Annotated in this window: 14 protein-coding genes and 1 pseudogene; 13 read left to right on the forward strand and 2 right to left on the reverse strand. The window is 59.8% G+C overall.

The features are described 5' to 3' along the window. Positions 1 to 186 precede the first annotated feature (186 nt). The gene (locus C8K44_RS26330) at positions 187 to 1,308 is read right to left on the reverse strand and encodes a Fic family protein (protein WP_109578722.1); all 1,122 of its coding nucleotides are present in this window, start codon (positions 1,306 to 1,308) and stop codon (positions 187 to 189) included. A 983-nt stretch (positions 1,309 to 2,291) separates the two neighbouring features. On the opposite strand from C8K44_RS26330, the gene C8K44_RS26335 reads away from it, so the two are divergent. The 12 genes from C8K44_RS26335 to C8K44_RS26390 are packed head-to-tail and all read left to right on the forward strand — an operon-like array spanning position 2,292 to position 14,972. Continuing rightward, on the forward strand, positions 2,292 to 3,875 hold the full coding sequence (locus tag C8K44_RS26335; protein WP_109578723.1) for an ABC transporter substrate-binding protein: 1,584 nt from the start codon (positions 2,292 to 2,294) through the stop codon (positions 3,873 to 3,875). After that, the gene (locus C8K44_RS26340) at positions 3,875 to 4,852 is read left to right on the forward strand and encodes an ABC transporter permease (RefSeq protein ID WP_109578724.1); all 978 of its coding nucleotides are present in this window, start codon (positions 3,875 to 3,877) and stop codon (positions 4,850 to 4,852) included. Before C8K44_RS26335 ends, C8K44_RS26340 begins: the two co-directional genes overlap by 1 nt. Before the next feature lie 46 nt (positions 4,853 to 4,898). Continuing rightward, positions 4,899 to 5,738: an ABC transporter permease gene (locus tag C8K44_RS26345; RefSeq protein ID WP_245417650.1), complete on the forward strand. Its 840-nt coding sequence runs from the start codon at positions 4,899 to 4,901 to the stop codon at positions 5,736 to 5,738. After that, a complete protein-coding gene (locus C8K44_RS26350) occupies positions 5,731 to 6,747 on the forward strand; it encodes an ABC transporter ATP-binding protein (protein WP_199227215.1) in 1,017 nt (338 codons plus the stop codon). Before C8K44_RS26345 ends, C8K44_RS26350 begins: the two co-directional genes overlap by 8 nt. Next, positions 6,740 to 7,615, forward strand: a complete 876-nt coding sequence (locus C8K44_RS26355; RefSeq protein WP_158282810.1) for an ATP-binding cassette domain-containing protein — start codon at positions 6,740 to 6,742, stop codon at positions 7,613 to 7,615. The genes C8K44_RS26350 and C8K44_RS26355 overlap by 8 nt, the downstream gene beginning before the upstream one ends. A 2-nt stretch (positions 7,616 to 7,617) precedes the next feature. After that, a complete protein-coding gene (locus C8K44_RS26360) occupies positions 7,618 to 8,550 on the forward strand; it encodes a polysaccharide deacetylase family protein (protein ID WP_199227216.1) in 933 nt (310 codons plus the stop codon). Further along, positions 8,550 to 10,001, forward strand: a complete 1,452-nt coding sequence (locus C8K44_RS26365) for an aldehyde dehydrogenase family protein (protein WP_109578728.1) — start codon at positions 8,550 to 8,552, stop codon at positions 9,999 to 10,001. The genes C8K44_RS26360 and C8K44_RS26365 overlap by 1 nt, the downstream gene beginning before the upstream one ends. Positions 10,002 to 10,005: 4 nt before the next feature. Continuing rightward, positions 10,006 to 11,403, forward strand: a complete 1,398-nt coding sequence (locus tag C8K44_RS26370) for a dihydroorotase family protein (RefSeq protein ID WP_109578729.1) — start codon at positions 10,006 to 10,008, stop codon at positions 11,401 to 11,403. Next, positions 11,400 to 12,431 (forward strand): NAD/NADP octopine/nopaline dehydrogenase family protein, encoded by a 1,032-nt coding sequence (locus C8K44_RS27415; protein WP_146204018.1) that lies wholly within the window; start codon positions 11,400 to 11,402, stop codon positions 12,429 to 12,431. Before C8K44_RS26370 ends, C8K44_RS27415 begins: the two co-directional genes overlap by 4 nt. Beyond that, the gene (locus C8K44_RS26380; protein WP_109578730.1) at positions 12,431 to 13,225 is read left to right on the forward strand and encodes an FCD domain-containing protein; all 795 of its coding nucleotides are present in this window, start codon (positions 12,431 to 12,433) and stop codon (positions 13,223 to 13,225) included. Before C8K44_RS27415 ends, C8K44_RS26380 begins: the two co-directional genes overlap by 1 nt. Position 13,226: 1 nt before the next feature. Then, positions 13,227 to 14,111 (forward strand): ABC transporter substrate-binding protein, encoded by an 885-nt coding sequence (locus tag C8K44_RS26385; RefSeq protein WP_109578731.1) that lies wholly within the window; start codon positions 13,227 to 13,229, stop codon positions 14,109 to 14,111. A gap of 15 nt (positions 14,112 to 14,126) precedes the next feature. Further along, positions 14,127 to 14,972, forward strand: a complete 846-nt coding sequence (locus C8K44_RS26390; protein ID WP_109578732.1) for a fumarylacetoacetate hydrolase family protein — start codon at positions 14,127 to 14,129, stop codon at positions 14,970 to 14,972. Between the two features lie 299 nt (positions 14,973 to 15,271). Here the strand turns inward: C8K44_RS26390 and C8K44_RS26395 are convergent, their stop codons facing one another. Then, positions 15,272 to 15,511 (reverse strand): Chromate resistance protein ChrB, encoded by a 240-nt coding sequence (locus tag C8K44_RS26395; RefSeq protein WP_245417651.1) that lies wholly within the window; start codon positions 15,509 to 15,511, stop codon positions 15,272 to 15,274. A gap of 19 nt (positions 15,512 to 15,530) precedes the next feature. On the opposite strand from C8K44_RS26395, the pseudogene C8K44_RS26400 reads away from it, so the two are divergent. Continuing rightward, a pseudogene (locus C8K44_RS26400) lies at positions 15,531 to 15,848 on the forward strand (DUF2493 domain-containing protein); the annotation flags it as partial. Between the last annotated feature and the right edge of the window lie 247 nt (positions 15,849 to 16,095).

Genomic DNA, 16,095 nt, shown 5'->3' on the forward strand with positions numbered 1-16,095 from the left:
CGGACACAAGGTACCGAAATCGTTGATCAATCACGATGGCGCCACCAGCCCGTCATTGTGAAACAGCCGGGAAACTCCACCTTCCGGCGGTCCAATAAACGGTATCGGATCACCTCTACTCGGAGAGAAGCCCGGCTTCTGCTCGTAAGCAGGTGGCATGTCGATGCACGAGGACAGCTGCACATCCTAATGGGCTTCGGTAGCTTGGGGTAAGTTTAGGGAATACCTTGTATGCCGCCGCTCACCGGTTCGTATAAGCGCTCGTTTTTCCACCAGGTCGTGCAGGTCGCGCGTGGCTGTGGCTCGTGAGGCGCGAGTGATCGAGATGTAGTTGTTGGCGCTCAATCCACCCCTAAATCCATCCGGGCCCTCGCGAAACATCCGAACTATGGCCTTCTCCTGCCGATTATTGAACTGTCCACGGAAGCGATCGTAAAATTGCGCCTTGTTGAGGTAGAAAGCGACGCGCCTTAGCGTCGTCTGCTGGGCCTCCAGGATTGTCTCGGCGAAGTAAACCAGCCACTGGGTGATATCCAGTGTGCGCTGATGTTTCTCAAGCTGACTGTAGTACGCCTTCCGGCCATGCTCGATCGTGAATGCGAGGGCGATCAGACTTGGTTGCCCGATGTTTTGCGCAAGGGACTTTTCCGCGAGTGCTCGGCCGAGCCTGCCATTGCCATCCTCGAAGGGATGAATACTCTCGAAATAGAGGTGGCAAATGCCAGCACGTGTGAGTGCCGGAAGGGGAGCTTCGCCCTGGGGCGCTGACCTGTTAAACCACTCGACATGAGCCGCCATCTCCAGGGGAATACGCGCCGACGGTGGAGCTTCGAAATGGACGACGGGTTTGTCGTGGCTGCCGGACACAATCTGCATAGCATCCGCGTGCGTTCGATATCCGCCGATCGTTGCGAGATGACGGTTTCCCGTCATCAACATCGCATGCCAGCGAAACAGCGTTTCATCGTCTAACTTCGCGGCCCAGCTTGCGTAGACATCGACCATCATTTCTGCGATGCCGCGCTCCTGGGGCTTTACTGGTCGAGTTTCTGAATCGAGACCAAACTGCTTGCGCAAAGAGGATTGGACGCTTAGGCGATCTAGCATCTCCCCCTCGATCTGAGAGGTCTTTATGGCTTCGTCGCTGAGGAGTTCTATGCGTAGTTGGCTACGATCATCGTCACTAACGTGTCGGATTGCACCGATGACTTCGCCGGACGAGAGGAGGAATTGTCGTTCAAGCGGCGCAAGTCGGGCTGCATCATACTTGAATTCGGGCCAACCCTGCTGTGTCCAGTTCCAGGTCATGAGCTATAGGGCTCCTTTCTATAGCTCATTTTTGACCAGATTCTGAGTTATAGCAACTGGATCTATAGCTCACCGGATTTGTGAGACGGGAGTGTCCGGACCGAAAAACGAAACGCGGCTACTCCGCCGGCGCTCGTTGCTGCTTGCCGGTGTCGTGCAGAACTCGTCGCGGAAATCCGCGCCGCCATGTCTGGCCTGTCAACAATCCTGCGGCTTCGGCCAGGGCATGGTAAACTGGTTGCCGCGGCGCGAAGAGGGTGTGCTGCCCTACGTTTGCAGCTTTGCAACGGCAACACGATCGGACGAAGGTGGATGCTGAGGGGCATGCCGGCCGGCTACGCCGGCGGCGGACCCGGTATTGTCCCAGCACACAAACCTGAGCGGAATCTGCACACCCGCTACGGGAGGTCATAAGTGGTTACGAGAGGCATCGCCCCGTACGGTGCTCTCAATTTCGCCAGCTCAAACGCGTGCCTTCGGGTTGCTACTGCTCGCGCTTTGGCGAATTCTCGAAAGGAACCGGAAGCATGGAAGCGACCGCACGAAGTACAGTCGACAGCCAAATAGTCACCGGTCGCAGCGGGCCCCTTCTTGGCCCCATTTCCACAAATAGGGCAGACAATCTTACCTGGTGCCATTTGATGTTCCCCCGAGGTCAAAATGACCAGTTATGGGCATCCCAATCCGACTTGGTTTCGTGTGACGTTAGTGAGCGTCGAGTCGATGCTGGTCGTTGAAGTCCATCCTGCCTTTATGGTGATTTTCTTGGCTGGCAGGGGCGGGGGCGCGCGCCTCCTCGTCGGCTCCCGGCGGCTAAACCTCTCCGTGGCCTGCTGAGGCAAACTTATTTTTCAAGCGATCGCTCATGTGTGTTGACGCGGGAAATCGAAGCGCATAGTCTCTTGATCATCACTGATGATCAAGATTTGGAGCGGCGATGCGAGGAGCATTTCGCGCCACGAAACGGGAGGAGTTGAGAGCTGATGACGTCAACGCGCGTACGTGCCGCATTGCTGGCGACGACTATCATTTTTGGCTGTTCGGGAGCCGTTGCCCAGCAGGCCACGCAACCGGTGAAGGGCGGGCAGATCAAGGTCGCGATCTTCGCGGAGCCGACGACGCTCATGCCGCTCAGCCAGGACATCAACGTTCAGATTATCGCCGCCCAGCTCTATCCGTCGCTTCTCAAGTTTGACGGCAAGATCACGCCGAAGCCGTATCTCGCGAAAGAATGGCGCGTGTCCCAAGACGGACTGACCTATGAATTTGATCTGGTCGACGGCGCTAAATGGTCGGACGGCAAGCCGATCACGTCTTCCGACGTGAAGTTTTCGTTCCAGGAAATGATCCTCAAATATCAGCCGGCGGGAAAGTCGAATTTCGGTGTGATCGACAAGATCGACGACTCCAGGCCCGGAACCGTGGTCTTCAATCTCAAGCGGGCCTACGCACCTTTCCTTAGTCTGTTGAATTCCCTCTATGCGCCGATCGTGCCCAAGCATGTCTACGAGGGCACCGACCCGATGAAGAACGAGAACAGCCTGACCGCTGGGGTCACCGGCGGGCCGTTCAAGGTTAAGGAATGGGTGAAGGGTGACCACCTCACGGTGGTGCGCAATCCCGACGCCTTCGATAGCCCTAATCTGGACGAGGTGACCTTCCGCTTCATTTCGGACGCCTCGGCGCGCATGCTTGCGCTGAAGACGGGCGCGGTCGACTATCTGCCGCCATCGGCAATGCCTTACAGCTCGCTCGCAATGCTTGAGGGCGACGAAAACATCAAGCTTCAGCCGATCGGCGACGAGGCTGCCGCCAAGGTGATGACGATCGGATTCAACCTGCGTCGCGCGCCCTTCGACAATGCCAAGGTTCGCCAGGCCATCAGCCACGCGATCGACAACGACTTTATTGCCGAGGCGGTGAGTTTCAAGCACGAAAAGGCTGCTGTCGGTCCGCTTAACTCGAACAGCTGGGCATGGGACGCGAGCCTGAAGGGCTACAACTTCGATCCCGAGCTCGCCAAAAAGATGCTGGATGAAGCTGGGCTGCCGGTGAAGGCCGACGGTTTCCGCTTCGCAATGACCGTCAACACGCGACCGAGCGTGGCCGTGTTCCACAAGGCTAACGAGATTGTGGTTCAAAACCTGCGGGCGGTCGGTATCAATGCCTCCTTGCGTCCGCTCGAATCTGCCCCGTACACGGCCTCGACTTACATAGAGGCAGATTTCGACGTCTCGAGCGTTGCCTGGATTTCCGCATTCGATGCGAACAATCTCGCGCCTCTTTATGCCTGCGAGAACATTCGGCCTGCGCCCTATTCGAACTTCATGGGCTACTGCAACAAGGATGTGGACGCGATCTTCGCCAAGGCTGCGGCAGAGCCGGATCAAGCGAAGCGCAAGGCGATGTATGTCGAGATGCAGCAGCGCATCATCGATGATGCTCCGGCTATCTGGCCGATGAACTGGTCCGACTGGTCGGCGTCGCGCGTTCATGTGCAGGGCTTGCCGGCAGGTCCTTGGGACGGGCGTGATCCCATGGACGACCTCTGGGTCGGGGCAAAGTAATGTCAGCGGTGCCGAGGATCGTCGGAACCCGCCTTGTCCAGGCTGTTCCACTCTTGCTTGCGACAGTGATCGTCAACTTCGCGATCATTCATCTCGCACCAGGAGATCCGGTGACGATGATGGTGGGCGAGGGGGCAGTCTCTGCGGACCAGATGGAGGCGCTCAGGCTAAGCCTGGGGCTGAACAATCCGCTTTACATCCAGTTCCTGGATTATCTGGGCAGCGTTCTCAAAGGCGACCTCGGCACGTCCTACGTCTACCACCAGCCGGTCAGCGAGATTATCGCCTCGCGTATCCCTGCAACCCTGCTCTTGATGGGATCGACTTATGTCCTCTCCACAGTGCTGGGCCTTGCGTTCGGCATCATCGCCGCTCTCAGGCCGTCGTCACTGCAGGACCGCATGCTGATGACAGTCGCGATACTCGGTTATTCCGTGCCGACCTTCTGGCTAGGTTTCATCGCGTTGATGGTTTTTGCGGTGGAACTCGGATGGCTGCCAATCTCGGGCATGGTCGATTCCGGCCTCGAACCCGGAAGCCTGGGGTACTGGACGAGCGTCCTGCATCACCTTGTGCTTCCGGTTGCGGTACTTTCGCTCTTCTACACGGGCCTGATCGCCCGTCTCATGCGGACGTCGATGCTCAATTCGCTGCGTGGCGACTTCATAGTCACCGCCAGAGCCATGGGGCTTTCGAGGTGGCGCATCATCCTCAGGCACGCCGTTCCCAACGCGATCACCCCGATTGTGACCGTGCTCGGGCTGCAGATTGGCCTGATGCTTTCGGGCGCCGTTCTAACCGAAACGGTCTTCGGATGGCCGGGTCTGGGGGTGCTCACGGTGCAGGCGGTCGCGCAGCGCGACTACCCGCTTCTGCTTGGCATGTTCCTGCTGACTTCGGTGATGGTTATCATCGCCAACGTCCTGACGGATCTCGTCTATCTTGCCATCAATCCGAGGCTTCGCGGCAATGGCTGACACGGCAACAATAGACCCCGCAACCATTGGAACGGGCGAGGAGCCGATGCGGACGGTGTCGCATTGGCGCGAAGTCTGGGACGCTTTTCGACACAGCCGCATTGCGCTTGTTGCCCTTTTCGTGCTGGTCCTGCTGGGGTTCTGCGCACTCTTCGCTCCTTGGCTCGCGCCCTTTAGCCCGACCGAAGTCAATGTCATGGACGTGCTGCAGGGCCCCAATGCGCAACATTGGTGGGGCACGGATGACCTGGGCCGCGATGTCTATAGCGGCGCTCTTTATGGTCTGCGCATTTCAATGGCCGTCGGCCTGATGGCCGGCGTGGTTGCAGCAATTCTCGGAACGATCATTGGTGCATTTGCCGGCTTCATAGGGGGGTGGGTTGATGCGTTGCTGATGCGCATCACCGATTTTATCCTGACTATCCCCGTGCTGTTCCTGGCGCTCGTTCTCATACCGGTCTTCGGCTCTTCGCGTCTGATCGTGATCCTCGTAATCGGCGGTCTCGCATGGCCCTCCATTGCCCGGTTGGTGCGCGCGGAATTTCTGAAGTTGCGCTCGGAAGCGTTTGTCGAAGCTGCACGGGGTTACGGCGCACGGCGCCTGAAGCTGATCTTCTCGGAGATGTTGCCCAATACGTTCGACCTCGTGCTTGTGTCGACAGCCTTGCAGGTTCCGGCGGCCATCCTCATCGAAGCCGGTCTGTCCTTCCTTGGTGTAGGTGATCCCGAACCGCGCAGTCTCGGATTGATGCTCAAGGATGCCTATGGGCTGCTTGGGCTCGCCTGGTGGAGTGCGGTGTTGCCCGGCCTGGTTCTTTCTGCTCTGGCGATCAGCCTCAATCTGGTTGCCGATGCCTTCAACGATGCGGTGCGCGGCCATGAATAGTCTGACTTCCGTGAGCGCCGGGCCTGAAGCGCTGCTGAGTGTTGCAGGTCTTACGACTGAGCTGCGCACGCGCAAAGGCACGGTGCATGCACTCCACAATGTCGGGTTTACCGTGCGTCCAGGTGAGGCGATTGCGATCGTTGGCGAATCCGGATGTGGCAAGTCGATGACTGCACGGTCGATCATGCGCGTTCTGCCGCGTCCAATCGACAAGGTTTCAGGCTATATCCGTTTTGGCGGCACCGACCTTCTTACATTATCGGATGCTGCAATGGGCAGGATCCGTGGCGCCCGCATCGCGATGATATTTCAGGATCCGATGAGCCATCTCGATCCTCTGATGCGCATTGGCGATCAGATCGCCGAGGTGGTTCGCGCCCATAAGAAGCTCGCCGGGGGAGCTTTGCAACAAGCCGTGCGCGAGGCGCTGACCGCTGCGCAGATCGCCGAGATTGATCGCGTCATGAGTGCCTATCCGCATCAGCTCAGTGGTGGCTTGCGCCAGCGCGCGCTGATCGCCATGGCGCTTGCCTGCGAGCCACAGCTTCTCATCGCCGATGAACCGACCACTGCGCTGGATGTCACGACCCAGAAACAGATCCTGCAGCTCCTGCGACAGCTCGTTACCGAGCGGCAGATGGGGCTCGTCCTCATTACCCACGATCTTGGCGTGGTGGCAAATGTCTGTGATCGGGTCTATGTGATGTATGCCGGCCAAGTCATTGAGCATGCCGACGTCCATGACTTCTTCGAGCGGCCACAGCACCCTTACTCGCAAGGATTGCTCGCCTCCCTGAAGAGCTTGAGTGAGGGCAACGAACGCTTGTCCTCTATTCCAGGCGTTGTGCCCAATCTGATCGCGCCACCCTCGGGGTGCCGGTTCCGGGCACGCTGCCAGCACGCGCTTGATATCTGCGCTGTCCAGGATCCCACCATCCGGCTTTGCCACGACAACTCTCGGGATGCCGCATGCTGGCTGGTCGCCGGCAAGGGGGACGGGAATGACTGACGTGATCCTGAAGGTCGAGGGACTTGGCAAGACCTATGGCGGCAAGCGCGTTTTCCTTGGCCGGGTCTCGCCCGAGAAGCATGCGGCGGACAATGTCAGCTTCGAATTGAAGCGTGGCGAGTCGCTCGGCATAGTCGGAGAATCCGGTTCCGGCAAGAGCACCGTCGCGCGTCTGATAACGAGACTGGTGGAACCGACCTCGGGTTCGGTCATCCTCGGAGGAAAGGACTTTCTGTCAATGCGCGACGAGGAGTTGCGCAGCTTCCGACAGCGCATCCAGATGGTGTTCCAGGATCCCTACGCCTCGCTTAATCCGCGCAAGACGATCGCGCAGTCTGTCGGGGGGCCGCTACGCGAGCGCAGCGAACGCATGTCGCCGCAGGCAATAAACGAGCGGGTGCAACGACTTCTCGCCGATGTGGGGCTAAACCCGCCGGCGCGGTTTGCCTGCCGATTCCCGAAGGACCTCAGCGGTGGCCAGCGTCAGCGCGTTGGCATTGCCCGTGCCATTGCCGCCGAACCCGACATTATCGTTGCCGACGAGCCGGTTTCGGCGCTCGACGTTTCAGTGCGCGCGCAGGTGCTCAATCTGTTCAATGATCTGCGCAGGCAGAAGGGCCTTTCTTACGTCTTCATCTCCCACGACCTCGATGTCATCCGCAGCGTCTGTGATCGCGTGGCCGTGATGCAGACGGGCAAGGTGGTGGAGACGGGAGATGTGCGCGAAGTGCTCGCGCGGCCGAACCATCCCTACACACAGCAGCTTCTCGCCTCGTCACTGAGGCCGGATCCATCCATGTATCAACCGCGAAAGACCCATGAAGCCGGGCTCGCAACCGGCAAAGCCGGCGTCATGACGGGAGCATAACAGTGACTTTCCAGGACCAGATCGTTCCAGGGCCACAGCGCGATTTCATCGGCTATGGCCGGAACAAACCGCGGGTCGAATGGCCAGGCAGCGCTGCCGTGGCCGTGAATTTCTGCATCGCCTACGAAGAAGGCGCCGAGCGCTCCAGGCCGTCGGGCGACGATCGCGGCGAGAGTCTCGGGGGCGTCTATCCGATCGGCGAGACGCATCGCGATCTCGCAGTTGAGACACTGTTCGAATATGGCAGTCGCGCTGGTATCTGGCGTCTGGCTGAATTGCTTGACGAGCATGACATCCCGGCAACGCTCTTTGCTGCTGCGGTCGCACTCGAGCGCAATGCCGAAGTGAGCGCCTGGGTGCGCGAACGCCAGCACGACATCTGCTGTCACGGCTGGCGCTGGAGTGAGCCGTGGCTGCTCGATGAAGACGAAGAGCGCCGGCGTATCGCATTGGCAGTGGATTCCGTAACCAGGACCACCGGCCGTCGTCCTATTGGCTGGCGCTCTCGAACCGGAGCAAGCGTCAACACCCGCCGGCTGCTGATCGAGGAGGGTGGTTTCCTGTACGATTCCGATTCCTATAACGACGACCTGCCACATTTCCCGAAGGATGCGGGTGGCCATCTCGTCGTGCCCTACACGCTGACCTACACGGAGGGCAAACTGGTGCAGCCACTCGGCTACACCAGCCCTACAGATTTCTGGGAGACGTGTCGGCTTGGACTGGACGAGCTTCGCCGCGAAGGCAAAGCCGGATTTCCGAAGATGATGTCCATCGGCCTCCACCCCCGCCACACGGGCCAAGCAGGCCGTATGGCAGGGCTGCGCAGCTTTGTCGAATACGCCCTGCAGCAAGGCGACGTCTGGTTCGCGCGCCGCGAGGACATCGCCCGACACTGGATCGAGAACCACACGAAATTCAAGGTGGATGCGTGATGAACAAACTGGTGAAACCGGAAGGCGCCTACCCCGCCATCATTGGCGGGGAGCGTGTCTTCACCGCGCAAAGCATCGAGGTCATCGATCCGGCGACGGGCAAGGCCTTCGCCACCGTGGCGCGCTGTGGCGCGCAAGAAGTCGATCTGGCGGTTGCTGCGGCGCGGCGTGCTTTCTCTACCTGGCGCTTGACCACCGCTGCGGAGCGTGGCCGGCTTTTGTCACGTTTCGCCCAGGTGATCACGCAACATGCCGACGAACTGGCCGCATTGGAAAGCCGCGATACTGGCAAGCCCTTGCGCCAAGCCAAGGTCGATGTCGCCTTTTCCGTTCGCTATTTCGAATACTACTCGAACATGGTTGAAGCCGTCTTCGGTTCGGTCATTCCAGCTGCGACCGACCGCTTCACCTTCACGACCCGCGAGGCTTATGGCGTCACGGGCCACATTATCCCATGGAACTATCCCCTCGGCATCGCGAGCCGCACGCTCGCGCCAGCCTTGGCCGCCGGCAATTGCTGTGTGCTCAAGCCAGCGGAGCAGGCCCCGCTAAGCTCGGTGCGCCTTGCGGAACTGGCACTGGAGGCAGGCTTCCCTGCCGGCGTGCTAAATGTCGTGCCAGGGCTCGGTGCGGAAGCAGGGGCTGACCTCTCTGGTCATACAGGCATCGACCACGTCTCGTTTACAGGCTCGGTGCCTGTCGGACGCAAGATTGCCGAAGCGGCTGCCGGAAATCTCATCCCCGCGGCACTCGAACTTGGCGGGAAGTCGCCCAATATCGTACTTGCGGATGCCGACCTCGACGTGGTCACACCGGTGGTGGCAAGCGCAATCCTGCAGAATGCGGGACAGACCTGCTCGGCAGGTGCGCGTCTTCTCGTTCATCGTGACGTGCATACTGAACTGGTCTCACGGCTCAAGGACATCTTCGCCAGCACCACGATCGGTGCCGGAAATACCGACCCGGATCTCGGTCCGGTGATTTCCGCGCTCCAGCATCAGCGGGTTAGCGAACTGGTCGAGATCGGCCGCGACGAAGCTGAACTCATTCATGGCGGTGGCCGCCCCGCAGGGGCAGCCTATGAAGAGGGTTACTTCTTCGAACCCACCTTGTTTGACCATGTCGCTCCGCAGGCCGCGATTGCCCAGCGCGAAATCTTCGGGCCAGTTCTCACCGTCACGCCGTTCGGCGATCTGGAAGAGGCGGTGGCGATTGCCAACGGGACGGATTACGGCCTCGTCGCCGGGGTCTGGACCCGAAACATCGGGCGCGCCAACTGGATGATCCGCGAACTTCATTGCGGCCAGGTGATGGTCAACACCTTCTCCAATGGCGTCGAGCTGCCGTTCGGTGGCCGCAAGAAGTCGGGCTACGGCGTGGAGAAGGGTTATGACGCGCTTCTTGCCTTCACCCATGTGAAGGGTGCCGTGGTAATGATGAGCAAGGATTGAGGGCATGGCGGCGTGCGAGACGGAGCGAGCCGTTCGCGGCGGCCGGATCGTTCTCGGCGACGGGATCGTCGAGAGTGACATCATCCTTCGTGGCGGCAGCATTGCCGGCTTCGAACCCTGGGGAAAGCCCTTGGGATCTACCGACATCGACGCGTGTGGCCTGTTTGTGATGGCCGGAATGATCGATCCGCATGTGCATATGCGCGATCCTGGTCATACCGAAAAGGACGACTTCGTGCGCGGCACGGCTGCCGCAGCGATCGGCGGCGTAACCACGGTTTTCGACATGCCGAACACCGTGCCTGCCGTCTCGACGGCAGCAATCCTGGCAGCAAAGGCCGAACACCTTCAGCCGCGGGCGCTGATCGACTTTGCGCTTTATGGAGGGGCAGGTGCCAGCAACCTTGACGTAATCGTCGAGCAGGCCGAGGCTGGAGCCGTCGCCTTCAAATCCTTCATGAATGCACCCGCTCCCTCTGCGGGGACCGATGGGCTTACGCGCTGCCTCCCCGATGACCATGTCTTTCTTGCTGCGATGAAACGCATTGCCCAGACCGGGCGCATCGGCGTGTTGCATGCGGAAAACGACATCTTGTGCAAGGGGTTGGCAGCGGACCTGCGCGCCGAAGGGCGCAAAGATGCGATGGCCCACGGCGAGTCGCGGCCAAACTTTGCCGAAGAGGAAGCGGTAAGCAGGGCGATCCTCTTGGCTCGCGAAGCAGGTGCCCGTATCAGCTTTGCGCATGTAAGCACGGCCAGTGCGCTTGATCGCATCCGGCACGCCAAGCACCAAGGCTGGAGTGTCACGGCGGAGGCATGTCCGCATCACCTGCTGCTCACGGACGAGATGCTTCGCAGCGTCGGACCCTACGGGAAAATCAATCCTCCACTCAGGTGTGAGCATGACCGTGCCGCTGTCTGGGCAGCATTGTCGGATGGCACGATTGATTTCATCGGCACAGACCATGCGCCCTATGCGGTCTCGGAGAAGGAGCCTGGCTGGAGCGAGATCTGGCAGGCGCCATCGGGCGCGCACGGCATTGAATCCGCTCTGACTGTGTTGATTACCGAAGTCGTCCGCGGCCGGCTGACCTTGCCCCAGCTCACACGATTGGTGTCCGGCAATGTCGCGCGACTTTTCGGCCTGGCGCCGAAGAAGGGCGCATTGATCGAGGGTGCCGATGCCGATTTCGTGCTGATCGATCTTGATCGGCGTGGAAAAGTCGATCGAAACGCGATGCAATCGAAAAGTCGCGACGCGGCCCGTTTGTGGGATGGTCGCGACACTCTGGGGGCCGTCGTCGCCACCTATGTCCGAGGCAAGGAAGTGGCGCGGGATGGTGTGGTGACCGCCAAGCCGGGACATGGGCGTTTCCTCAGGCCGGGGAGAACGCCAGCGTGACGCCTAGTCCGGACATCGCTGTAATCGGCGCAGGTGCTATCGGCCAGACATTCGTTGTGGATGTCGCCAGCCGTGGCTATCGGATCAACATGCTGATCGATCGCAACGCCAAGCATCTGGATGCCCTGAACCAGGTGGGACAGATCAGGCTCACCGGTCATATGGGAGACGCAACGGTTGGCCTGCCCCCTCTTGCCCTGGACGCCGCAGCTGCCGCCGAAAGCGGTGTCATTCTGGTGGCGACAACTGTTGATCAGCATGAGGCGGTGGCGCATGCGCTATCGCCCATATTGATCGACGACCATGTTATTCTGCTTGCCAATGGTTATGTCGACGGTTCACGCCGTTTTGCCTCCGCGCTCCAATCGGCTGGCTGTAGAGCGACCCCGGCCGTGCTCGAACTCAATACGACACCCTTCCTCGTGTGCAGCCCCGAACCCGGTCGGGTGCATGCAACGGCGCGCAAGCGCTGGATGGAGCTGAGTGCCTGGCAAAGCGGGCTTGCTGATGAACATCATCGGCTTCTGGTAGGGATCATTCCTGGCATCGAAGTGTGCGACAACGCACTTGCATCCAGCCTGAACAACCAGAACCCGGTTGCTCATGTGCCGAGCTATCTCTTGAATGCACGCGAGGCACGCAATTGCGAGGCGGTTGCACCCAGTACTCATCGTGGCGGCGCCTTCTATCTCGAGGAATACTCCTCAGACGAGGTTCTGCGGCTGCGAACGGCAGTCGACCGTGAGCGTATGGATGTCATGAATGCGCTGGGATTTGGTCGCTATGTCATTGCGCGCCCTGATTTTTCCCTGAAATCATATGGCCCTGGCGCACGTGAAGCCGTCTCGCCGCGCATGGGTCGAACGTTTTCCAGGCGTTTCGTCACCGAAGACGTGCCCTACGGTCTCGTTCCTATCGAGACTTTGGCACAGCAGGCAGGCGTAAACACCCCGGTCATTTCAAGTATTATCACCATGATTGGTGTCCTCGAATCATGTGACTGGCGTAAGCCAAGAGGTGGCGGGTGATGGAAATAGAAAGAAACGAGGCATTGGAACTGATCGCCCTTGGCGTGCTCGCGGATGCCGACGGGCCGGTAGGTTCGATGCGGCTGGCGGAAGTCTTCAAGGAAACAGGCCACGACCTGTCGCAGGCGACCGCCGGGCGGTTTCTACGCCAGCTCGACTTGCTTGGCCTGACCAAAGGCGACGGTGGAAAACGCGGCCGCACGATTACGCGTGAAGGCGTGGCGCGGCTTGAGGAGCTGAAGGACAAGGTGACGATGCGCGAGAAAAGCTCGCGGCTCATGGATGCGGCGACCGTCACCGACCTCTCGGACCTGCATGAACTGCTGCTGGTACGACGCGCAGTGGAAGCCGAAGGAGCGCGGCTTGCAGCGCTTCGCGCGACCGATTCCGAACTCAGCGACATACTTGCGCAAGCCAGATCGCACGTCCGTGACGTGCGTGCTCAACGGGTTCCGGAGGCAGAGAGTTCAACCAGATTTCATCGAAGCATTGCCGAAGCGTCGCACAATCCCATGTTGATTTCGGTGGCACTGGTGCTGCTTGAACCATCAAACCCGGCGCTGACCGGCGTTCTCGAGAACGTGTCGGTCCAGTCGGCGAAAGTGGCGGGACATGCTAACGAGCATGTCGACATCGCCGAGGCACTGATGTCTCGTGATGCCGAGCTTTCGCAGCGGCTGATGTATCGCCACATCACCAGCATGATCGAGCCGGTGCAGGAGACACTGGCCACCGGCAACGGCATGATCATCGAACCCCTGCTTTCCAGCGAGATCGGGCTGAAGTTGAGCTGACATGCCAGGCTTCAGTCTTACCGTGGCCAGCGCACATCATCTGGCCTACGCACCTCAGTACATCGCGCAGGAACGCGGGTTGTTTGCCCGGGAGCATATCGATGTGAAACTGGTGGGGTGTCCCACCGGCGATTCTGCCATCATAGATACGCTGAAGACCGGTCAGGCGGATCTCGTGCTGGGCAGCGTCCTGTTCCCCCTCAGGATGGCTCAGGAAGGCCTGTCGCCGGTCCTTGTGGCGCAAAGCAACCAGAACACACGGCACTGGCTTTTGGCGCGAGATGAACAGCCGGGGTTCTCTTGGGATTGCCTGCGCGGCAGAACAGTCGTCGTCTTTCCGACTAACGTGCCGACGCCATGGGTGGCCTTCCGCCAGGCTCTCTACAACAAGGGCATCGCGCTCGATGATGTTGCTCTCGTTATCGGCTACTCCGCCGGGCAAGCGATCGCTGAATTCAGACGCGGCGTAGGGGATTTTCTGCTCGTCGATCCCGAAGTCATCGATCCGGCTGCCGGTTTGAAGGAGGTTGCTCCGGTGGCTGACGCGTTGGGCCCGGTACCATGGAGTGTCTACTGCACCACTTCGACCCTGGCCACTGCCCAGTGTGACGCGATCATTGCCTTCCGCAAGGCGATCTCCGCAGCAGCCAGTTGGCTATACGAAAGCCCGGCTCACGAGGCCGCTCTTGCCCTTTCAACCATGTTCGCGGACAAGAGCATGAACGAGCTAGAGTCACAGGTGGCGCGTTATCGGCACGCCAAGCTTTGGGTGCGAGGTGCCAATGTCGATCCTGCTCACATTGCAGCTTGGAATGCGGCGCTGAGACGTGCAGGTCTCATGCCTGACGGGCTCGACCTCATGCATTTCTGTCAGGAACATCAGTAAATCGGGACATTCAACATGAAGCTCTTGCGATATGGCGAGAAGGGCAGGGAGCGCCCCGGCCTTCTGGATCATGACGGCCGCATCCGCGACCTCTCCGATCACATCGACGATGTGGCTGGAGAGGCCTTGGCGCCGGCAACGCTTGCCAGGATCATGGCTCTGGATACGCGCTCGTTGCCGTTGGTCGACGGAACGCCGCGACTGGGCCCTTGCGTTGGCAAGGTCGGCAAGTTCGTCGCGATTAGCCTCAATTTCCGCGACCACGCCGCCGAAGTGGAGCAGGAGGTGCCGCAGGAGCCTGTTATCCTGCTCAAGGCAACCAGTTCGATATGCGGTCCGAACGACGATGTGATCATTCCACGGGGCTCGAGCAAGCTGGATTGGGAAGTGGAGCTCGGTGTCATCATCGGCAAGGTTGGCGTCTACATTGATGAGGCTGACGCTCTTGACCACGTGGCGGGATATTGCATCGTCAACGACGTCTCGGCGCGCGACTTCCAGATGGAACGGGGAGGAACCTGGGATAAGGGCAAGGGCTGCGACACATTCGGCCCGCTTGGACCGTGGCTGGTCACCCAGGACGAAATCACAGATGTCGGCAATCTGAGAATGTGGCTCGAAGTCGATGGCACCCGCTACCAGAATGGGTCCACAAGCACCATGATTTTTGGCATCGCCAAGATCGTTTCGTATGTCTCTGAGTTTATGAGCCTACAACCGGGCGACGTCATCACCACCGGTACGCCGCCGGGCAATGGTCTGGCGCAGAACCCGCCTGTGTTTCTGAAGCCCGGGAACGTCATGCACTTACACATCGAAAGACTTGGCGAACAGCAACAAACGGTTGTGCCGTCGCGTTGAGGGGCGCCGGGCCCCGCTTGTTATTCGCCCCGCTCTTACGCGCATAGTGCGGGAGGGTGGCTCAATATGGTGGCATCTGAATCGGCGTTTTGGCCGACATGTATGCCTCGCACGAGCTGGACGAGCTCACCTGCTTGCGCGCGCTTGGCATCGATCATCTCGCCAACCAGATTGATCGCCATAGGATTATCTCGCATTTCAGATGCGCGACAATTCCACGATCAATGCAATAGGCAAGAATGATCTCGCATCTCACATGCGCGTTAATCCGAATCTGAGAGTGGAGCGCCAATCGGCATCTAGCATCGGCGTGCTGCTTGGGCCAATGCTGCGCCGTAAAAGTCGAGCTTCTTGATCTTATCAAGCCATCCCTGGAGCTTCTTGCGGTCTGTGTCCTCCTCCTCCAGTTCGGCATAGGTGAACTTGTTGATCGCGATCTCCTTGGCGATCTCGGCCTCGAAATCGTCGCAACGGCCAAGGAACCATGCCGTACTGATCGCCCAAAACCGTAGCGCGCCGACAGTTTCGGTCGATGTCACCAATGCCGACTCTGCTGGCAATGACCACCGGCTGGTCTGGGCCAAGCTCGATCAGGTCCACGAAAAGCATCCGGACATGGTTTTGATCCATGGCAAATCCCCGAAGGACGCCGAAAAGATCGCCTCGCTCTGGGCCAGAAATCGCAACGTGCCGCAGATCGGCTTTGCGCCAGACTGGGCGAAGCATGGCCGCGCCGCGCCCTTCAAGCGCAACGACGAGGTGTTGGACATCATGCCTAGGGGTGTGATCCACTTTCCCGGCACAGGCATCAACGACAACCTTGCCGACAAGGCGAAGAAGCTGGGTATCCCCGTCTGGAGGTCCGGCGGCGCGTGAGCGCCGCCACTACCCACCGCATGCACGCTTTCCGTTCATCCTCGACCGTATCGAGCACGTTGCTCACGGCGCCCCATGTCTGATGGAGACTGTTATATAGAGCCCCCGCGTGCTTGTCCGCGCTGGCTGTCACGCCGCTCATTGCCGATCCCTGTCAATGACCGTGGAATCGGGACCCCGTATTTTCGCGTAAAAGGGACCCCAGCTTGTTGTGGTTGTGGGCACGCCGGTTAGCGCCCGATCAGGC

It is taken from the genome of Aminobacter sp. AP02 (assembly GCF_003148805.1).
In the GTDB taxonomy this organism is placed as follows: Bacteria; Pseudomonadota; Alphaproteobacteria; order Rhizobiales; family Rhizobiaceae; genus Aminobacter.